Origin of the sequence: Psychrobacter sp. Ps6, assembly GCF_022129235.1 — a bacterium.
In the GTDB taxonomy this organism is placed as follows: Bacteria; Pseudomonadota; Gammaproteobacteria; order Pseudomonadales; family Moraxellaceae; genus Psychrobacter.
The window spans coordinates 1-18,827 of sequence record NZ_JADQAI010000005.1; the positions used below are offsets into that span (position 1 = coordinate 1).

The window sequence follows — 18,827 nt, forward strand, 5'->3', positions numbered from 1 at the left end:
TACAATAAACAGTGAAATACCTTTTGTGCCAGCAGGTGCGCCTGGTAGACGAGCCAATACAATATGAATAATATTGCTGGTTAAGTCATGCTCACCGGCAGAGATGAAAATCTTTTGACCAGTAATGCTATAGCTGCCATCTTCTTTAGGCTCAGCTTTGGTACGGATAATACCCAAGTCAGAACCAGCATGGGCTTCAGTAAGACACATAGTGCCCGACCATTCGCCAGTAACCATTTTTTCTAGGTAAGTTTGTTTTTGCTCGTCAGTACCATGATGCTCGATGGTCTGAATAGCACCATGTGATAGGCCAGGGTACATAGAGAATGACCAGTTGGCGGTACCAACCATTTCATTAATGACAGTAGACAATGAAAACGGCATGTTTTGACCACCAAATGCTTCTTCAGCAGATAAAGCAGGGAAGCCAAGCTCACAATACGCGTCATAAGCTTCTTTAAAGCCTTTTGGCGTGGTGACCTTACCATTGTCAAACTTACAGCCTTCAGCATCACCGCTTTGGTTCAGTGGTGACAGTTCGTTTTCAGCAAAGCTTGCAGCCATTTCAAATAGGCTGTCCATTAGCTCGCGGTCAGCTTCTTGGAACGCTGGTAATGTTTTGTAATGGCTTTCACTATCGAGTAGTTCATGCATAACGAATTGGATATCACGTAAGGGCGCTTTGTATTGCATAACTTCCTGTCCTTTTTGGAATGTAACCGATCATAGCCAATAATGAGCATATGGTCGCACTATCCTCTAGTGCGTTATTCTTACCTAGCCAGTCTGGAAATCTAAACAAATGATAAACAGTGAAGCAGGTCAACCATGCTATCGATTACATAAAATAGTGTTAAAAAGAATGGTGATTGTCAGAGTCGAAGAAAGATTAAATGTGCTCTAACAAATTCACTATAAAAGATAGGCTTTCATAGGCGAATATACAAGTTTGGTGACAGGACTGATAAGTCATGAACCTATCTTGCATCGGTTATGCAATCGACGTTAGGCGCAGTTTTGATCGTTAATAACTCTATGAAAAAGCTAGTGATACAAGGCAGAATCTATCCCTTGAATTACTGGATATAAAATAAAAGGCAATATCGACCAAATAAAGAAAAACCGCTTTTAGAGCAAATGCACCAACAAGCGGTCTTGTGATATTTAACAAACGTGAGTATTTGATAGCCACCCAATGCATGAGTGTGTCAAGCCCAGCCATGATGGAAGGGCAAATATCAAGATATCTATGATTGGGCAGTATATTGTTTGACCAGCATCTCAGTGGCAACATCAGCGGGCACAGGTTTGCCAAACCAATAGCCTTGTCCATTTTTGCAACCCATGTCCAGTAACACATCGCGCTGCTGTTCATTTTCTATACCTTCTGCCACTACATGCATGTCTAGAGCATCTGCCAAGTCTAGAATGGCTTTTACAATGGCATGCTGAGTACGGTCGGTATCAATTTTTGAGATAAAGCTCTTATCAATTTTGATAAAATCAAAGGGGTATTCTTGCAGGTAACTCAAGGATGCATAACCCGTACCAAAATCATCTAAGGCAAGACAAACGCCCAATTCTTTGAGGGAGTTGAGTTGTTTTCTGACATCGTCATGGCGCTGAATCAAAGAGGATTCGGTCACTTCGATATGCAACTGACACGCTGCAATATTGTGCTGTACCAATAGGCCGCTCACCATATCAAAAAATTCAGGATGACTAAATTCAGCAGCATCAGCATTGATACAGATATGCTGACAAAAACCTTGCTGTCGCCATTCAGATAACTGGTTAGCAATCTTGTTAGCCATCTGTGAAAACAGCTCAAACGATAGCTTATGGGTCAAAATAGCATCGATAAAATGTTTTGGTTTTAGTAGGCCGCGAGTAGGATGTTGCCAGCGAACCAGTGCTTCAAATCCCGTAACTATTCCAGTATCCAATAAAAATTTTGGTTGATAATACGGTACGAACTGTCCTTCAGCCGCCGCTGCTCTCAGATCAGCTTCTAACTGTAGGCTACCTGAAGTGGCTTTTTCAATCGTTTTGTCATACCAACGGATATCATCGCCGCCGTGTTGTTTGACATATTGTAAGGCTTTCTCTGCTTTGGTCAATAAGCCTGTTGCCTGAGCATCGTTTTTAGGAAAGTAACTGACCCCAACAGAGACATGGCAATAGATATGGGCGTCCGTTACCGCTTTCTCAGTCATAGTAAAGGGAAGCTCGCACATTTGCATGAGCGTATCTAGCTGATGACGCACTATATTGCCATCTTTACACTCAAACAGTAAGGCAAAATCATCACCACCAAAATGAGAAAAGCAGCGTAAATTTTCTAGTTCGAGGGTTTTGACTCGCTCTACAAAGCTCTGTATTAACGAGTTAACGCCATCAGAACCCAACAAGCTTGCAAGGTTACGATAGCGGTCAATATTTAAACGTACAAGGACAACCTCTTGATAGGTATCTAATAAAATATCACTGGCCTGACTCAAAAATACTTTACGATTAGGCAATCCAGTGAGCTGATCGTAGTTGAGTAAATGAGCAACCTGCTTTTGATCTTTAACGACCGACGACATGTCGCGTAGCATACCCACATGATAGACAGCTTGATCGATACAAATTTTACGATAGGTAATATGACAATCGATAGTCTCTCCATAGCGATTGGCCATTGAAAAGTCCATCTCGTAAAAACCAGACTCTTTTAAATTGCTCTTGATGTCTTTTAAGATAAGCTGCTCTTCTTCTGACAAAAATTCAGCCACGTAAATACCAAGTGGCCGACCAACCAAAAATGACTCTTTATAGCCAATCATAAGCTCATAGCTGGCATTGACAGATAGATAGCGTAAATTGCTATCTAATACAAAAACAGCATCTTCGATCTGCTCACACAGTTGGGCCATAAGTTGCTGTTTAATCGATACTGGAATGGGGTCAAAGTTGCTCATAATAATGTCTCACAAAAAATAAAGGCTTATAAAAAATAAGTACTGTGATTCAATTTACTAAATTAGAACTAAGATCACTTTTGATTCTACACAATATAAAACAAAAGTTCTATTTTAAAGTATCTATAAACGATAGTAAATCTCATTACTGATACCAATTTTAACCATACAAAGCGAGTAAAGTAGTCAATGCAACCACGGGCGCTGTCTCTGTACGTAATACTCTACTGCCAATTTGCCAAGGTATAAAACCTACAGATTCTGCTTTTTGACACTCATCGTCACTGAGACCGCCTTCAGGGCCAATCAATAGTTCAATATAAGGGGATTGTTGCTTGAGAACCGAGGCCAGTCTCTCTGGTTTAGCAGGTTGTCCTGCCGCAGGCACACTCATCTGCATACGTAGATCTGCAGCGCTACGTAGCACCTGATAATAAATGTCTTGACTGAGTATAGAGACGATGGGGCTGACCATTTTTGCCATATTCAAAGCATTAGACGCAGGTTGGTTTAGCCATTCATGGATAGATAGTGGGGCAAGTATAATAGGTGGGCGATTGAGGCCGCATTGCTCGCAGGCTGCTATAGCGACTTGTTGCCAGTGAGCCAGTTTCTTGTTGACTTGGGCGGGTTTTAGATTGACCTCGCCATGATGACTGCTCAGCAATTGAATAGCCGTGACACCAAGCTCTGTTGCTTTTTGGATTGCGTAATCCATACGCTCACCGCGGCTCATTACTAAGCCAATTTTGCTAATAATAGGCGCCGTGCGATCATCCTTTAGATGAGTGAGGAGGGTAGCCGTCGCGTTTTTTTTACTGATTGTTTGTAGCTCTACTTTATATTCACCACCAAATCCATCGAACAAGATACCTTGATCACCGATATTTGCACGCAGCACTCGGCACCAATGATGGACGATGCTATCTGGCAACTCAACGTGGCTCCCTAGAGGTAGGTCACCCAGCTTAGGTAAGGGTAGGGCATCAGTGTTGTCGTTATTAATGGCATAAAAAAAACGTCGCACGTGGTCTTATTCCTATTATTTAATTGTGAGCAGTTATTATTGACCCAGTAGAATATCATTTGATGCTAATAAAGGCATTCCTTTTATGATAATTACTGCTAGATAACAGCGCTCAACGGATAAATGACATTATCATATAGTAAGAACAATTTAAGAAACACATTAAGATGAAACGTATTTTTTGATACCTGAATGCCCAGTAGACAAAATTTTCCAATAAAAAAACTGGCATTCCGAAGAGCGCCAGTTAGTTATAGATTCATTATATATTTGCTTAATTATCAAGTATTAAGCAATAAGTCCTAATGCTTCAACCAAGCGTTTATTTGGCTCAACTTTGTTCATGCTGTAAAAATGCATGGCCGGCACGCCTTCGCTCATTAAGCGCTCACATAAGCGATACACCACATCAAAACCAAACTCACGAATAGATTTGCTGTCATCGCCAAAGTCGGCTAATCGCTTACGCACATAACGTGGAATATCAGCGCCACAGCTATCAGCAAAGCGTATCAGATTGCTAGAGTTGGTGATCGGCATGATGCCAGCTACCAATGGCTGGGCAGTGGTATCGATACCGCGCTTTTCTAACGTGTCACGCAAATACAGATAGCTATCTGCATTATAAAAGAACTGCGTAATCGATGCATTGGCACCAGCGCGGTACTTATTCACCAAGTTGTCGACATCAAACTCAAAGCTACGCGCTTGTGGATGCATCTCAGGGTAGGCCGCCACTTCGATATGGAAGTGATCACCTGAGTACTCACGAATGAACTTGACCAAATCTACTGCAAATGGCAGCTCACCCATGCCAACCTGACCTGACGGTAAGTCGCCACGCAATGCGACAAGACGTCTGATGCCTAAGCTTTTATAAAACTCAAGCAACTCAGCAATTTCTGCTTTGTCATCACCGATACAAGACATATGCGGCGCAATTTCAGTGTCTCCGCGCGCGTTTAGTGCTTGTACGATGTCTAAGGTACGGCTACGAGTTGAACCGCCCGCACCATAGGTCACCGAAAAATACGCTGGTGACAACTTATTCAGCTCATCATAAGTACTGAGAAGCTTTTCGTGACCTTGCTCGGTTTTTGCAGGAAAGAACTCAAAGGAGAAAGCAGGCTTACTCACAGTCAGGCTCCTTTTAGTATTTGTAAGCGTCAGGTTTGAATGGACCTTCGACAGGCACACCCAGATACTCAGCTTGCTTTTCAGTCAGTTTAGTTAGCGTACCGTTAAAACCTGCAACCATCGCAGCGGCCACTTCTTCGTCTAACTTCTTAGGCAATACTTTTACGTATAGGTTGTCAGTACGTTGGTCAGCTGGCAAGTCAGCGAATTTTTCTTCGAACAGATACATTTGAGCCAATACTTGGTTGGCAAATGAGCCGTCCATGACGCGTGATGGGTGACCAGTAGCATTACCTAGGTTAACCAGACGACCTTCAGCAAGCAAGATCAAATAATCGTTTTCATCATCTGAGCGGAAGATTTGATGAACTTGTGGCTTGATCTCAACCCAGCGCCAGTTATCACGCATAAACTGTGTGTCAATTTCAGTATCAAAGTGACCGATGTTACAAACGACTGCACCAGGCTTAAGGGCTGCTAGCATATGTCTATCACAAACGTGATAGTTACCAGTCGTGGTGACGATCATGTCAGTGTCTTCAAGCAAGCGCTTGTTGATGCTGTCTGCGCCGCCCGTGTTGTCACCGTCGATGTATGGTGATAATACTTCAAAACCGTCCATACATGCCTGCATCGCACAGATAGGGTCAACTTCTGAGACGCGTACGATCATGCCTTCTTGGCGTAAGCTTTGTGTAGAGCCTTTGCCTACATCACCATAACCGATAACCAGCGCACGACGACCAGCAAGGAACATGTCAGTGGCGCGTTTGATAGCGTCATTTAAGCTATGACGGCAGCCATATTTGTTGTCGTTTTTAGATTTGGTCACAGCATCGTTGACGTTGATAGCAGGCACCTTTAATGTACCTTTGTTCAACATCTCAACCAAACGGTGTACACCAGTGGTGGTCTCTTCTGAGATACCATGGATGTTGTCAAGAAGCTCAGCATACTCATCGTGAATCAAAGCGGTCAAATCACCACCATCATCCAAGATTAAGTTGGCATCCCAAAGTTGACCTGAGGCTTCACCGCCAACGTGTACTTGCTGACGCAAGCACCATTCATACTCTTCTTCTGTTTCGCCTTTCCACGCATAAACAGGGATACCAGCAGCAGCAATCGCAGCAGCAGCATGGTCTTGCGTTGAGAAGATGTTACATGAGGTCCAGCGGACTTCCGCACCTAGCGCGACTAGTGTCTCGATGAGGACAGCAGTTTGAATGGTCATGTGGATACAGCCAGCGATTTTAGCGCCTTTAAGCGGCTGGTCTGCTTCGTAGCGACGACGCAAGCCCATTAGAGCAGGCATTTCAGCTTCGGCAAGGGTGATTTCACGGCGGCCGTAATCAGCAAGGCTGATATCAGCGACTTTATAGTCAGTGAAAGAGGGATCGATCGTATGGGCAGATGGTGTAGTAGACACTGCGTCCATAATATGCTCCTATCAGTGGTTAACGAATGATAAAAAGAATAAAAACGCAGGTGCCGTTGTTTGCGCTGTGAGCGACCAAAGACATGGTCTCTCGACAGTTAACCGAGCCTAACATAACCTGTGATTGCATAACTATAGAATGTTAATGCAGTAAATCACTATTATGGCGCAACACCTCTCGGAGGTCGTTATTGTAATAGATGAGTGGTTAATTGTCACCTATTGACTGAGATAAATGACAAGCAATCATGGCATAAGTACCTGTATATTTTTCATAGGTATAAAAAAGGCCACCTGTAGATGACCTTTTATATTTAAACAAGCGCTAGAGTTTTATAGTGCTAAGTCAGCTTAGTACCAGTTGTAAGTTAGAGAGGTAAAGTAGTTAGTGCCGTCAGTGCTGTATTCTGTGCCGAACTGATTAGATAACATGTAATCTTCGTCAGTGATATTGTCAACGCGCAAATTAGCACGAAGATTAGGTGTAATGTAAACAGAGCCACTTAAGTTTAGTAAGGTGTAATCATCTAACTTAGTTGTATTTGCAGCGTCGGAAAATCTTTCGTCGGTATACTTAGCTTCTAATCGTACATCAAACTTTGGCTGTTGATAGCCTACATAAATTGAACCGCTATTTTTAGGGCGGTAAACGAGGTAATTACCATAAGTAGGCTCACCAAATGCAGGTTTTATAGGGTTTCTATCTTCTGCGTCTAAATAATTATATCCAAAGCCAAATAAGAAAGAATTGATTTGCCAATCTGACGTTAAACTTAAGCCTTTGATCTTTGCTTCTCCGATATTTTCCCCAGATGCTATTAAGTTTTCTGCATCAGTATGGTAACCAGTAAGTCGTGATAGCTGATTATCAGTGACATACTCCACGAAGATTTCGGTGTTCTTAGTGGTTTCAGGTTTTAAGTTTGGGTTTTCATAGCCTGGGAAGTATAGATCGTTAAACGTAGGAGCACGAAACCCTGTGGCATAACTTGTACCAATACGTACACCCTTCAACGGACGTATAGCAGCACCTATATTGTAGGTGCTTTCATTGCCATATTGGGAATTATCATCAACACGGTAATTAGCTTGCAAGTCGTAATACGTGTCGGCTAATTGGTAGCCGATAAAAGCACTTTTTATAGTGCGGCTATCGACATCGTATTCAGTAGTAGAGTCTATCTTTTGCTTTAGGTGTTCAAGTCCCAAAATCGCATGACCATCACCTGCTTTAATTTGGCTCTCTAAACGTGCATGGTCTTGCTCAGTATCAAAAACAGTGCTGTTATTTAAATCATTACCATCTTCATAAGTAGAGATTTTATCGATACTACGACCATAGCTTAGCTTAGTAGTAGCAAGATCGTTAATATGTTCAATAAATGCTGTTGCTGAACCATTTTTCTGATCACTATGAGCATCAGGATGTACAGCTCCAGTTGTCCAATCAGCAAAACCATCAAATTCAGACGTTGATTTGTTGTATAAAGCGCTTAGACCTGCTTTTACATTAGGTGCGATTTTTTTTGTCACAGCAAGGCTTGCGGAAGTCATATTAAATCCATCGTCATCTGGATTGAAATTGCTTCCAGTTTCGACAGCATTGAAACCATCAGTATCAGTATGACTAATGCCTAAGCTAAGCGTTGTATCTTGATTGGTAAATTGACCATTTACTCCCAAGTTATAGAGGTTGTGAGACCCTGCTCCCGCCGTGACTGAAACGTTGTTTTGCTCGATGTTAGAGCCTTTGGTAAATATTTGAATGACACCGCCCATAGCGTCAGAGCCATATATACTAGAGCCTGATGCACCATATAGTATTTCGATACGGTCAATTTGATCAGCAGAAAGTAAGTTTAATGCTGGCGTGCCTAAAGAAATAGAGCTATAGCGGATGCCATCAATAAGTACAAGTATCTGCTTGCTATCGTAACCGCGCATGTAAAAGTTACTAACACTTCCCATACCACCACTTTGAGTAATGTTGATGCCCGGTTGATTCTTTAATACATCTGTTACGGTTTGACCTTGATAACGTTGTAGCTCTTCCTTATCAATGACGCGAGTTTGTGCAATCACATTACTGGTTTTAATGGGTGTGCGAGTCGCTGTCACGACAATTTTATCAAGCTCAACTTGTGGCATCTCGCTATCGTTAGTATTAGTTACATCAGAGGTCGCCGCCATCGCTGTGTTGACTGCAAATAAACCAAGTGCGCTTAAGACACTTAGGCGAAGATAGGTACGTGAAGATGAGCGTGATAAAGACATGGTTGATTCCAAAGTAATCAAATGAAAAAATGCAGACATAAGAAATAACTATTAAAACGTAAAAGGTATCAAAATTTACAAAAAACAGTATATAAGCAAAACTGCGCTCATTATCTATAAAAGTTTCGTCTTTATAAACCACTTTAACCTAATGTTTCTTCACCATAGGGTGAATATAATTCATGATGAGATGCTAGTTATTCGTTAGATAGCTACTTTTTTATTAATGTCTATCAATTTCAGTAAGCGGACGAGACTGTACAGAGCGATAAAATAATTGACTCACACAGTTAGCGACAAAAACGTATAATCAAAAGCACTGCTGTTATAAATAATTGTTATCATAGTGCGGATATTATGTGTTCTTCATTGTGCCACTCATAAAGTTAAGAGGTTTGTTTTGTCTACTCAGCATAATCTGACTTCCAGTACCGCGTTCCCTTCATCGAACTCTACTCTTAAGATACCATTTGCGGTCGTATTGCTTCTGCTGGCGATGATATTAAGTATTGTGTTGCCAAGAACTGCTTTTGCTGTCGACGCTGGTACGCTTGGCGTTAGTGGTGATAGTAATGAAGAGACAGTAGCTACACCCTTACCTGATTCATTTGGGCGAGATACGCCGCGTCATACCGTGCAGGGTTTTATCAGTGCATTGGGCGAAAACGACTACTTGCTGGCAAGTAACTATCTCAATTTGTCCAAGTCTGATAACCCAACGACTGTCGTACGTCAGTTTAAGCAAGCACTCGATGCAGGTGGCCGATTCCAGCCTGATTTGCAAATCAGTAATACCCCTGAGGGCAATCTCACCGATCAACTACCACCGAATCAAGAAAATGTCGGTGTGATTAATATCGGTGAAAAAAGCGTGTCGTTGTTACTAGAACGAGTGGTCTCTAAAGAGAACGAGCAGTATTGGCAGTTTTCGAGTGAGACGCTGAGTTCCATACCAGAAGTGATAGAAAACTCAGAGCCGACTTTGGTATCTCGCTATACGGTGGATTCATTAGAAGGCAAAAAGCTCTTTGGTTATCAGCTGGCTGATTTGGTTGCTGCGCTATCTATGATCGTGAGCAGTTTTGTCCTCACTTATATCGCAGTATGGCTGTTATACCACCTATTGAGGATGGTTTATCCTCGTGTGCGCGGCGTGCCTTTGCCATTACCTGACAAAGTGATACTGCCGCTTTCTGTGGTCATTATGGCGCTGATCTTATCTGAAGTGATGGTCTACGCAGGCGTGTCCGTCACGCTACGCGAACCAGTCAATCGCTTTACTGATATTGCTTCTTGGCTCGCACTAACTTGGCTATTATTACGAGTTATTGATGCGATATTTACTCGAGCGGTCAACCTAAGCTATAAGAAAAACTATACTGAGCGTGTCTCAATCTTGGGACTGATGCGAAAAGTCGTCAAAGCGCTACTCTTAATATTTGCGGTCATTGTCATTTTTGGTAATTTGGGTTTTGACTTAACCACAGGTATTGCCGCGCTGGGTGTGGGTGGTTTAGCATTGGCACTTGGTGCACAAAAAACAATTGAAAACCTTGTTGGTAGTGTCGTAGTCGTCGCGGATTCACCAGTACGTATCGGTGACTATTGTAAATTTGGCACTTATGAAGGCACGGTTATTGACATCGGTATTCGCTCATCACGTGTGCGCACATTGACACGGACCGTTGTCACGGTGCCAAACGGTGATTTTTCATCGATGCAAATTGAAAACTTTACCTCGCGTGATATGTTCCGCTTCTTTCATCAGTTATATCTGAAGCGCACCGCGAATATCGATGTGGTCTTCAAGATGGTCAAAGACTTAGATGAGTTTTTAAATGAGCATTACTTGACCAATCAAGAATGGAATCAGGTTAATATTTTAGAGCTACGCCAAGACTGCTATGTTATTCAGTTACAAGCATATATCAATGCCAATAATGTGATGGAGTTTTATGATAAGCAAAACGTGGTATTCGTTGATGTATTAAACCAAGTTGCAAAATATGATCTCGAACATGCATTGCCAACCCAGCAGCTGATCGTCAATCAAGCTGAGCTTGAACATCATATGGAAAACAATACTGCTGAAACAGAAGATGATGTTTCAGAAGACCATAGCGATACGAATAGCAATGAAACAAATGTCAGTCTAGAAAGCAATGATGATAATAATTCTGACAGTGTGAATATAAACAAAGACACCGACAATGCTAATGATGATATGGCAAATAAGCAAAAGTCATCTATGGCAACTGTCAGTAGAAAGGGAGCGCTCAAAGCGCTCAAACACAAAAGTCGTATGCTAAGAAAAAGCAAATTTAAGCACACCAAAAATAAATTTAGCTTATCTATATGGAATCAGCCTTAGAAACGGTTTTTCCATATAGGCAGTTATTCTGCACGGTCAGCTATAAAGGTACTGCAGTTTTATTACGTAATAAGCCGTAGTACGACCAGAGCAGTAAGCTGGCAGCGCTGCGATACGGTGACCAGTGCTGAGTAAGGTTTTTGAGCTGCTTGGGCGTTGGTCGTTCTGCTAAGCCTAATAATTCCATCGCCGCAACCTTAATGGCCAAGTCATCGACAGCAAGCACGTCTGCGCGTTTTAAAGAAAAGAGCAAGTACATCTCAGCGGTCCAGCGTCCGATGCCCGTAACAGCGGTAAGTGTCTGTATCACTTTTTCATCAGGCATGTTTTCTAAAGCCTTAAAATCTATACCATGATTGACTAAAGAGCGGATATAGCGAGTTTTTTGCTTAGACAATCCCTGAGCTTTTAAAGCCTCGTCAGTTGCTTCATTGATTTTATGCGGCGTTGTCAAATCCGCATCAACCAACCGTTTCCAGATACTAGCTGCAGCGGCGACAGACAGCTGCTGACCAACCATCGCTCTCATTAATTGCTCAAACCCACCTGCATTGTGCCTAAGATCAGGTAGACCAACCTGCTCGTAGATAGCAGAAAATTTTGGTTCGATAGCAATCAATGCGGTGATATTTTCCTGTAGTTCTTTTTTATTTTCAATGGTTTTGATACTCATAAGGACTTCGCTTGGCTCATTAAACAGTGCTCGAATAGACCTAATAGTAAAGGGTAGGAGGCACACATTAAAGGGAAAATCGTTAAAGATTGATATACGAGTTATAGATAAAAAAGGACTGCAAATAAGCAGTCCTTTTTTGTTTAATAGAGTTATCATAAGCGATGACTTCTATTCGCCATCTGCTTTAGGTTTTTTGAGCAGTACCAATACCGCACCATTGCCACCATCCTTTGGCGGGGCAGAGCAAAATGCCAATACTTCTGGCAATTGGCGTAACCAACCATTGATACAGGTTTTTAGAATCGCTTCGCTACCTTTACCATGGACGATTTTTACCATGGTTTCATTTTTTTGCTTCGCTTGGCTTAGCAGTTGCGTCATGGCGTCACGTGCTTCTTCTATCGTACAGCCATGAATGTCTACCGCATCGTACCAACGCAACTTACCTTTTTTGAGCTGATCAAAGATTTTATTTTGCAAGGTTGGCTGCTTATATGACAAATAGGCTTCAGCAGCGACAGGGTTTAGCAGGGCTTGCATATCTGACAAGCCAGCGCCTAAATCACTAGCTTCACTGCCTTGAGCGGCCGCACGTTTTGATAGTGTTGCTGCATCAGGTTTACCCGCTCTTGCCGTACTAGTAGGTGAGCGTACGTTTTTGTCTTCTAGTTTACTGACACCATGCATGGCTTGCATGAACAGTACTTTGTCATCATCGACATGTTCACTGTCTAGCTGCTTGACGGTCTTTTTCACTTGTTTTTGAGTCAGTAATGACACTGGCTCAGTGGGCTTTTGGTTTTCACCTTCAGGTGAATTAGTATCACGGCCTTTACTTAATTGGCCTTTTAATTCTTTGAGCTGGTCTTGCATTTCTTTTGAAAACAGAGAGTTTGACATAAAAGTTAACGTATTGTTGATGGGTGAATGAAAGGTTGAGTAATTTATAGGGTAAATATTTTATTCAAGCTATCTGATTCTATTGAAGCTTGAATTATTGAGTTACTTTACTCGTCTACTACGACGCCCGCAAGTAAGGATTGTAACGCTTGTCCCGGATGATCGGTTTTCATGAATTGCTCACCGATTAAAAAGTGCTGAATATTATGACTTAGCATAAGACTAATATCATCACTGCTATGAATGCCGCTCTCAGTCACGATCAGTGGTTTTTGATCGGCATTATCAGCATCAGCAGAAAGTGCTTCGATTAAGATATTTTTTAAATCGAGTGTGGTTTGTAAGTCCACATCAAACGTGTTCAAGTCACGATTATTAATACCGTAAATATTATGCTCTGAGCGTGGTAATTGTAGCGCACGCTCAAGCTCAGATTGTGTATGCACTTCTATCAACACATCCATGCCAAGCTCAATACTTAGCGCATGCAACTCTTGTACTTGTGTGTCATCTAGGCAGGCCATAATGAGTAGGATACAGTCAGCGCCCATTAAGTAAGATTGATATATTTGATAGACATCAATCATAAAATCTTTGCGAAGTATCGGTAAGCTTGAGACATTTGCCGCTTGAATAAGATACGTATCATCGCCCTGAAAATAATCGCGATCAGTCAACACCGATAGACAGCTAGCACCCGCTTTCTCATACTGCTGCGCAAATAGAGCAGGAGTAAAATCGTGATTGATAATACCTTTAGATGGCGAGGCCTTTTTGATTTCAGCAATGATGCCAACACCATTATTTTCAGTGCTAGCAGCACGTAAGGCAGCAGCAAAACCTCGGCGCGGTTTGTTGTCAGCTGCGACTTGCGCTTTCAAATCTTCAAGAGATAGCGCCGCGCGCGCTGCTTTTACTTCTTCTACTTTAGTTGCGACAATGCGCTGTAGTACCGAAGGTATGTCTGAATGAGTTGTGGTCATGCTGTTATCCGAATATTATTAAAGGTAAATAGGCAGTGATATATAGTTTTGCACTTTATTGATGCGCATAAATTAATCTTTAGTCACTAGCTGCTGCGTGTATTTGGCCAAAGACTCAAGCTTGAGTAAAGCATCACCATTTTGGATAATCTTTTGAGCTCGGCTAACGCCATTAGGATAGTTGCTGGCAAGTCCGGCGGTGTATATTGCCGCACCTGCGTTCAAAGCAATCATGTCGCGGGCTTTAAGTACAGCACGGTCATGGGTATCAGCACCAGATAGAGCAGCGCGAATCAATGTAAGGCTTTGCTCTGGAGAGTCGACGTCTAGACCAATCAGAGTTTGCGATTCGATACCTGCATCTTCTGGCATCATCTCATAAACGGATATTTCGCCATCTTTTAGTTCAGCAACTGTGGTCGAGGTTGCTAGACTGATTTCATCCAGACCATCTTTTGCGCCCACGACCATGACATGCCGTGCGCCTAGGTTTTTCATGACTTTGGCAATTGGCTCACAGAGCTGCGCGGTAAAGACACCAATAACTAAGTTGGGCGTACCAGCAGGGTTTGTTAAGGGGCCTAAAATATTAAAGATGGTACGCGCTTTTAGCTCACGGCGTACAGGATTGGCATGACGCATGGCGCTGTGATGGTTGGGCGCAAACAAAAACCCAACCCCTTCGTTCTCGATACAATCTTTTGCTTGTTCTGGAGTCAGCGCAAGACTGATGCCTGCTTGCTCAAGCAAATCTGAGCTACCAGATCTGGTTGAGACACCGCGATTACCATGTTTGGCAACTTGTGCGCCAGCCGCCGCGACAACGAATGCCGATGCAGTCGATACGTTAAATAAATTGGCACCATCACCGCCAGTACCAACGATGTCGACCAAATAGTCACAGTTTTTTGGCTCAATATTGGCGGCTAGCGCACGCATCGCACTGGCTGATGCGGTGATCTCATCGATAGATTCACCTTTCATACGTAAACCTGTCAAGATAGCGCCCATCATCGCGTCGCTACATCTACCTTGCATGATGATCAGCATCACTTGATACATCTCATCAAAGGTCAAATCGATGTGCTGAAAGATTCTACCCAAAGCCGTCGTCAATAGTTGATGTATTTGGGCATCAGACAGTTTTGCAATACCCTCTGGCGTGTGAGCTTCTTCTGTTTTTGTCGTACTCATGATGATCTCGCTTATGATTGTTTTTTATGTGAATCTGTTTTTTATGTGAATCTGTCTATGATTTGAGATAGAGTAATGAAAGCAGGTTCTTAAGTCAAAACTAGCCTACCTGTGGTAGCTCATCTGATGCTAGTTTTGCCAAGCCATAAGTATGTAAAAAATTATTGAGTAATTGATAACCTGCTTCGCTCAAAATGGACTCAGGATGAAACTGGACGCCTTCTATGGCAAGTGTCTTGTGTCGGATACCCATGATCTCTTCGATACTACCATCAACATTCTGCGTCCATGCGGTCAACTCAAAGTAATCTGGCAGGGTACGCTTATCGATGACAAGTGAATGATAGCGTGTGACTTGCGATGGGTTTGGTAGTCCGGCAAATACGCCTTGGTCATTATGATAGACGGCTGATAACCGTCCGTGCATAACTTCACCTGCTTTGACGACTTGTCCACCAAACGCCTGCCCAATCGCTTGATGACCCAAACAAATACCAAGTATCGGAATAATGCCTTTGAATGTCTCGATAACTTCGAGCGAAACACCCGCACGATCAGGGTCGCATGGACCTGGGCCAATAACAATCACGTCCGGTGCTAACGTTCGAATCTGCTCGATAGTGACCTGATCATTACGCCAAACGGTGATGTCCTGCTGCAATTCACCGAAATACTGTACGATATTGTACGTAAAGCTGTCGTAATTATCGATCATCAAAATCATGAAGGTGTCAACTTATCAGTTTTATTCTGTTTGTAATATGGGATATACGTCTACTGTTGTTCAGGGCTTTAGTTACCAAACAAAAGCAGCTATGATTACGGCAGAGGGCATTATGGCGCGCGGTTATCTTACCACTATTTTGTTCTCTATCAAATGCAGAGCATAGTCTAGCTAGACAAGCACTACATAAAAATATTTTTCTTTGATCATAGCTATTTTACAATCAGTACCAAATCAACAAATCGATATTTTATTATTGCACCGCAAAAGAACGCTCTGACAATTATAAGGCTTTTTAAGCACTAATATAGTGCAAAAATAGCATAATTAGTGCATCAGACAATCTCTTAATATAAAGACTATCAGCAAAAATACATTTTTATATGAAAATAACTTGATGTAAGGCGCTGTAATCATTGGAAATATGTTGTCTTAATTGATGTGGTTGGTAATTGCTTTGAGATATTGGCATAGCCTTTGCATTATTTCTGGTATGATTGTTGATGACCATAAAGACGGGTCTAAAAATAATTATTTATAATTGTCAGAAGAGTTCAGCATGACGAGTTATATATTGCTAGAATGATATGAGAATTGACTTAGGATGTTTGTAGACCATTGAGGTGACTATTGGTCTAATTAAGAAAACGTCTTAGATGAGTGTCTTGACTAATACGATAAATAGTGCTGATAATAAGCATAATATCGAATGCGCTGTTTGGTATTGGAAGGACATTTGGAATTCTTACACAAGAAATGGCACCAAAAATTTTAAATTGCAATAACGTGACCAATACAACGGAGATTATGTATGTCGAACAAATTATTAGATCTTATTCAATCCTCTAATGCTAAATGGGTTGACTTTCGCTTCACTGATACGCGCGGTAAAGAGCAGCACATCAGCTTCCCAGCATCTACTATCGATGAAGATGTCATGGAAGATGGTAAAATGTTTGATGGCTCATCTATTGCTGGTTGGAAGGGTATCGAAGCGTCTGATATGATCTTGCGTCCTGACCCAGAAACAGCGTTCGTTGATCCGTTCTTTGATGCGGTTACTGTCGTCGTGACTTGTGACATTATCGAGCCATCAACGCTACAAGGCTATGATCGCGATCCACGCTCTATCGCACGCCGCGCTGAAGAGTACTTAAAGTCAACTGGTATCGGTGATACTGCTTACTTCGGTCCTGAGCCTGAATTCTTTGTATTTGACGATGTAAAATGGTCAGTTGATATGTCTGGCGTCAGTCATAAAATCACTGCTGAAGAGGCAGCATGGTCAACTAACGAGACTTATGAGTGGGGCAACATGGCGCATCGTCCACGCGTCAAAGGCGGCTACTTCCCAGTACCCCCAATCGACAGCTCACACGATATGCGTGCTGTGATGTGTGAACGTATCGAAGAAATCGTTGGCGAAGGCCGCGTTGAAGTTCATCACCACGAAGTGGCGTCTTGCCAGTCTGAGATTGGTGTAGCGTTCAACACAATGGTACGTAAAGCGGATGAAGTTCAGCAATTGAAATACGTTGTTCATAACGTGGCGCACCAGTTTGGTAAAACAGCGACCTTTATGCCTAAACCAATCGTTGGTGATAACGGTTCAGGTATGCATGTACACATGTCAATCTCAAAAGATGGCGTAAACACGTTCTCTGGTGATGAGTATGCTGGTCTGTCTGAGACCGCATTGTACTTCATTGGTGGTATCATCAAGCACGCTCGTGCATTGAACGCGATTACCAACCCATCAACGAACAGCTACAAGCGTCTTGTACCGCATTATGAAGCACCTATTAAGCTTGCGTATTCAGCGTCTAACCGTTCAGCGTCGATTCGTGTTCCACACGTAAGCAGCCCAAAAGCCGTCCGTATTGAAGCACGTTTCCCTGATCCAACGGCGAACCCATACTTGGCATTTGCTGCGCTATTAATGGCAGGCCTTGACGGTATCCAGAACAAGATGCACCCAGGCGAAGCAGCTGACAAAAACTTATATGACTTGCCACCAGAAGAAGAAGCGCAAATCCCAACGGTTGCAGAAAGTCTAGATGTCGCACTACAAGCGCTGCGTGATGACCACGAGTTCTTATTAAAAGGCGATGTGTTCACCAAAGACATGCTAGACGCATTCATCGCACTTAAAGAAGATGAAGTACAACGTCTAAACGTGACTGTACACCCTGTCGAGTTTGATATGTACTACAGCTGCTAATAATGAATTAGTCGGTTAAGTTAATTCAATAAAAAAGAACCAGTCAAGTGAATCTTGGCTGGTTTTTTTGTGCCTGTTTAAAAAGATAGTGGTATAAATGGATGATATTTTTTTAAATACCATTGATTTCACATCAAATCCTACTGATTTTGCATCAAAAGTATCGCATAATAGTTCTTATAAAAGTATATTAATAGTAAATACTAATTAGGTTGACTGACTATGAGTTTGTTATCAAAGCGGAATTTGTTACGAGGCAATATACAGTTAGGAGCATTGGCTATCATCGCTAGCCTTTGTGCGCCTCTCAGCAATGCAGCACCCATCTACAAAGTGATTGATGAGCAGACAGGTCAAGTAACTTTTACCGATCGTCCGCAGTCCTATGAGGATCAAGCAGGAAAACAAGTCAGCCAGACCAGCGTCAATACCGGCGAAAGTAGCGCCCCAAAAGGCACGCCAAGTGAGGTCAGAGGCAATACTGACCTTCCAGCCGCCGCTGCCACCAAACCTGCGGTGAATATCAACTATCAGTTGAGTATGATTGAGCCGAGTACTGAGCGTGCCTATCAGCGTCCTGCACAGAGTATCGTCATCGCGCTTGATGTAAAGCCTGCGCTACAGAATGGTGATCAAGTAAGTATCTATTTGGATGATAAAGAAATCGCCCAAGGATTAAGTGCTTCTGTCGCGACAGTCGATCTGCAGCCAGGCCCTCATAGCATCCGCGCTGTAGTTAAGAAGGTATCAGGACAAACAGGACAGCAAGTCAATCGCATGGTATATGTCATTCAAAACACCCTGATTCTACAGAATAAGAAGAAGCTTGCCGAGCAGCTTTTGGCTTATAAGCGCTTACCATGGCACCAAAAGGTCTTGTTAAAAATGCGCGGTAATGACGCTGTATCTCAGTAACAAA

The 18,827-nt window shown here is 42.5% G+C and carries 14 protein-coding genes; 3 read left to right on the plus strand and 11 right to left on the minus strand.

The window, feature by feature from the left end; translation table 11 throughout:
* The 6 genes from I3255_RS07215 to I3255_RS07240 all read right to left on the minus strand — a co-directional run.
* On the minus strand, positions 1 to 693 hold a 693-nt coding region (locus I3255_RS07215), incomplete at its 3' end, for an acyl-CoA dehydrogenase family protein (protein ID WP_238038221.1).
* A gap of 554 nt (positions 694 to 1,247) precedes the next feature.
* Complete coding sequence (locus I3255_RS07220; RefSeq protein WP_238038222.1) at positions 1,248 to 2,963, minus strand: GGDEF domain-containing phosphodiesterase; 1,716 nt, start codon at positions 2,961 to 2,963, stop codon at positions 1,248 to 1,250.
* A gap of 160 nt (positions 2,964 to 3,123) precedes the next feature.
* Entirely contained in the window at positions 3,124 to 3,990 is an 867-nt protein-coding gene (locus I3255_RS07225; protein WP_238038223.1) for a 16S rRNA (uracil(1498)-N(3))-methyltransferase, read from the minus strand.
* Between the two features lie 288 nt (positions 3,991 to 4,278).
* Positions 4,279 to 5,127 (minus strand): methylenetetrahydrofolate reductase [NAD(P)H], encoded by an 849-nt coding sequence (gene metF / locus I3255_RS07230; RefSeq protein ID WP_238038224.1) that lies wholly within the window; start codon positions 5,125 to 5,127, stop codon positions 4,279 to 4,281.
* 13 nt (positions 5,128 to 5,140) lie between these two features.
* On the minus strand, positions 5,141 to 6,565 hold the full coding sequence (ahcY, locus tag I3255_RS07235; protein ID WP_238038225.1) for an adenosylhomocysteinase: 1,425 nt from the start codon (positions 6,563 to 6,565) through the stop codon (positions 5,141 to 5,143).
* Positions 6,566 to 6,916: 351 nt separating this feature from the next.
* Positions 6,917 to 8,839: a TonB-dependent receptor gene (locus I3255_RS07240; RefSeq protein ID WP_238038226.1), complete on the minus strand. Its 1,923-nt coding sequence runs from the start codon at positions 8,837 to 8,839 to the stop codon at positions 6,917 to 6,919.
* A gap of 400 nt (positions 8,840 to 9,239) precedes the next feature.
* On the opposite strand from I3255_RS07240, the gene I3255_RS07245 reads away from it, so the two are divergent.
* Positions 9,240 to 11,210 (plus strand): mechanosensitive ion channel family protein, encoded by a 1,971-nt coding sequence (locus I3255_RS07245; RefSeq protein ID WP_238038227.1) that lies wholly within the window; start codon positions 9,240 to 9,242, stop codon positions 11,208 to 11,210.
* 40 nt (positions 11,211 to 11,250) lie between these two features.
* On the opposite strand, the gene I3255_RS07250 is transcribed toward I3255_RS07245, so the two are convergent.
* The 5 genes from I3255_RS07250 to I3255_RS07270 all read right to left on the minus strand — a co-directional run bounded on the left by I3255_RS07250 (position 11,251) and on the right by I3255_RS07270 (position 15,687).
* A complete protein-coding gene (locus I3255_RS07250) occupies positions 11,251 to 11,883 on the minus strand; it encodes a DNA-3-methyladenine glycosylase 2 family protein (protein WP_238038228.1) in 633 nt (210 codons plus the stop codon).
* A 171-nt stretch (positions 11,884 to 12,054) separates the two neighbouring features.
* Positions 12,055 to 12,786 carry a Smr/MutS family protein gene (locus I3255_RS07255; protein WP_238038229.1) on the minus strand — a complete coding sequence of 244 codons (732 nt, stop codon included), beginning with the start codon at positions 12,784 to 12,786 and terminating at the stop codon, positions 12,055 to 12,057.
* Positions 12,787 to 12,893: 107 nt separating this feature from the next.
* Positions 12,894 to 13,769 carry an indole-3-glycerol phosphate synthase TrpC gene (gene trpC / locus I3255_RS07260; RefSeq protein WP_238038230.1) on the minus strand — a complete coding sequence of 292 codons (876 nt, stop codon included), beginning with the start codon at positions 13,767 to 13,769 and terminating at the stop codon, positions 12,894 to 12,896.
* Positions 13,770 to 13,841: 72 nt separating this feature from the next.
* Positions 13,842 to 14,963 carry an anthranilate phosphoribosyltransferase gene (trpD, locus tag I3255_RS07265; RefSeq protein WP_238038231.1) on the minus strand — a complete coding sequence of 374 codons (1,122 nt, stop codon included), beginning with the start codon at positions 14,961 to 14,963 and terminating at the stop codon, positions 13,842 to 13,844.
* Between the two features lie 100 nt (positions 14,964 to 15,063).
* Positions 15,064 to 15,687: an aminodeoxychorismate/anthranilate synthase component II gene (locus I3255_RS07270; protein WP_238038232.1), complete on the minus strand. Its 624-nt coding sequence runs from the start codon at positions 15,685 to 15,687 to the stop codon at positions 15,064 to 15,066.
* Between the two features lie 811 nt (positions 15,688 to 16,498).
* Here I3255_RS07270 and glnA point away from each other — a divergent pair.
* Positions 16,499 to 17,908, plus strand: a complete 1,410-nt coding sequence (glnA, locus tag I3255_RS07275; RefSeq protein ID WP_238038233.1) for a type I glutamate--ammonia ligase — start codon at positions 16,499 to 16,501, stop codon at positions 17,906 to 17,908.
* Between the two features lie 222 nt (positions 17,909 to 18,130).
* The gene (locus tag I3255_RS07280; protein ID WP_238038234.1) at positions 18,131 to 18,823 is read left to right on the plus strand and encodes a DUF4124 domain-containing protein; all 693 of its coding nucleotides are present in this window, start codon (positions 18,131 to 18,133) and stop codon (positions 18,821 to 18,823) included.
* Positions 18,824 to 18,827 lie beyond the last annotated feature (4 nt).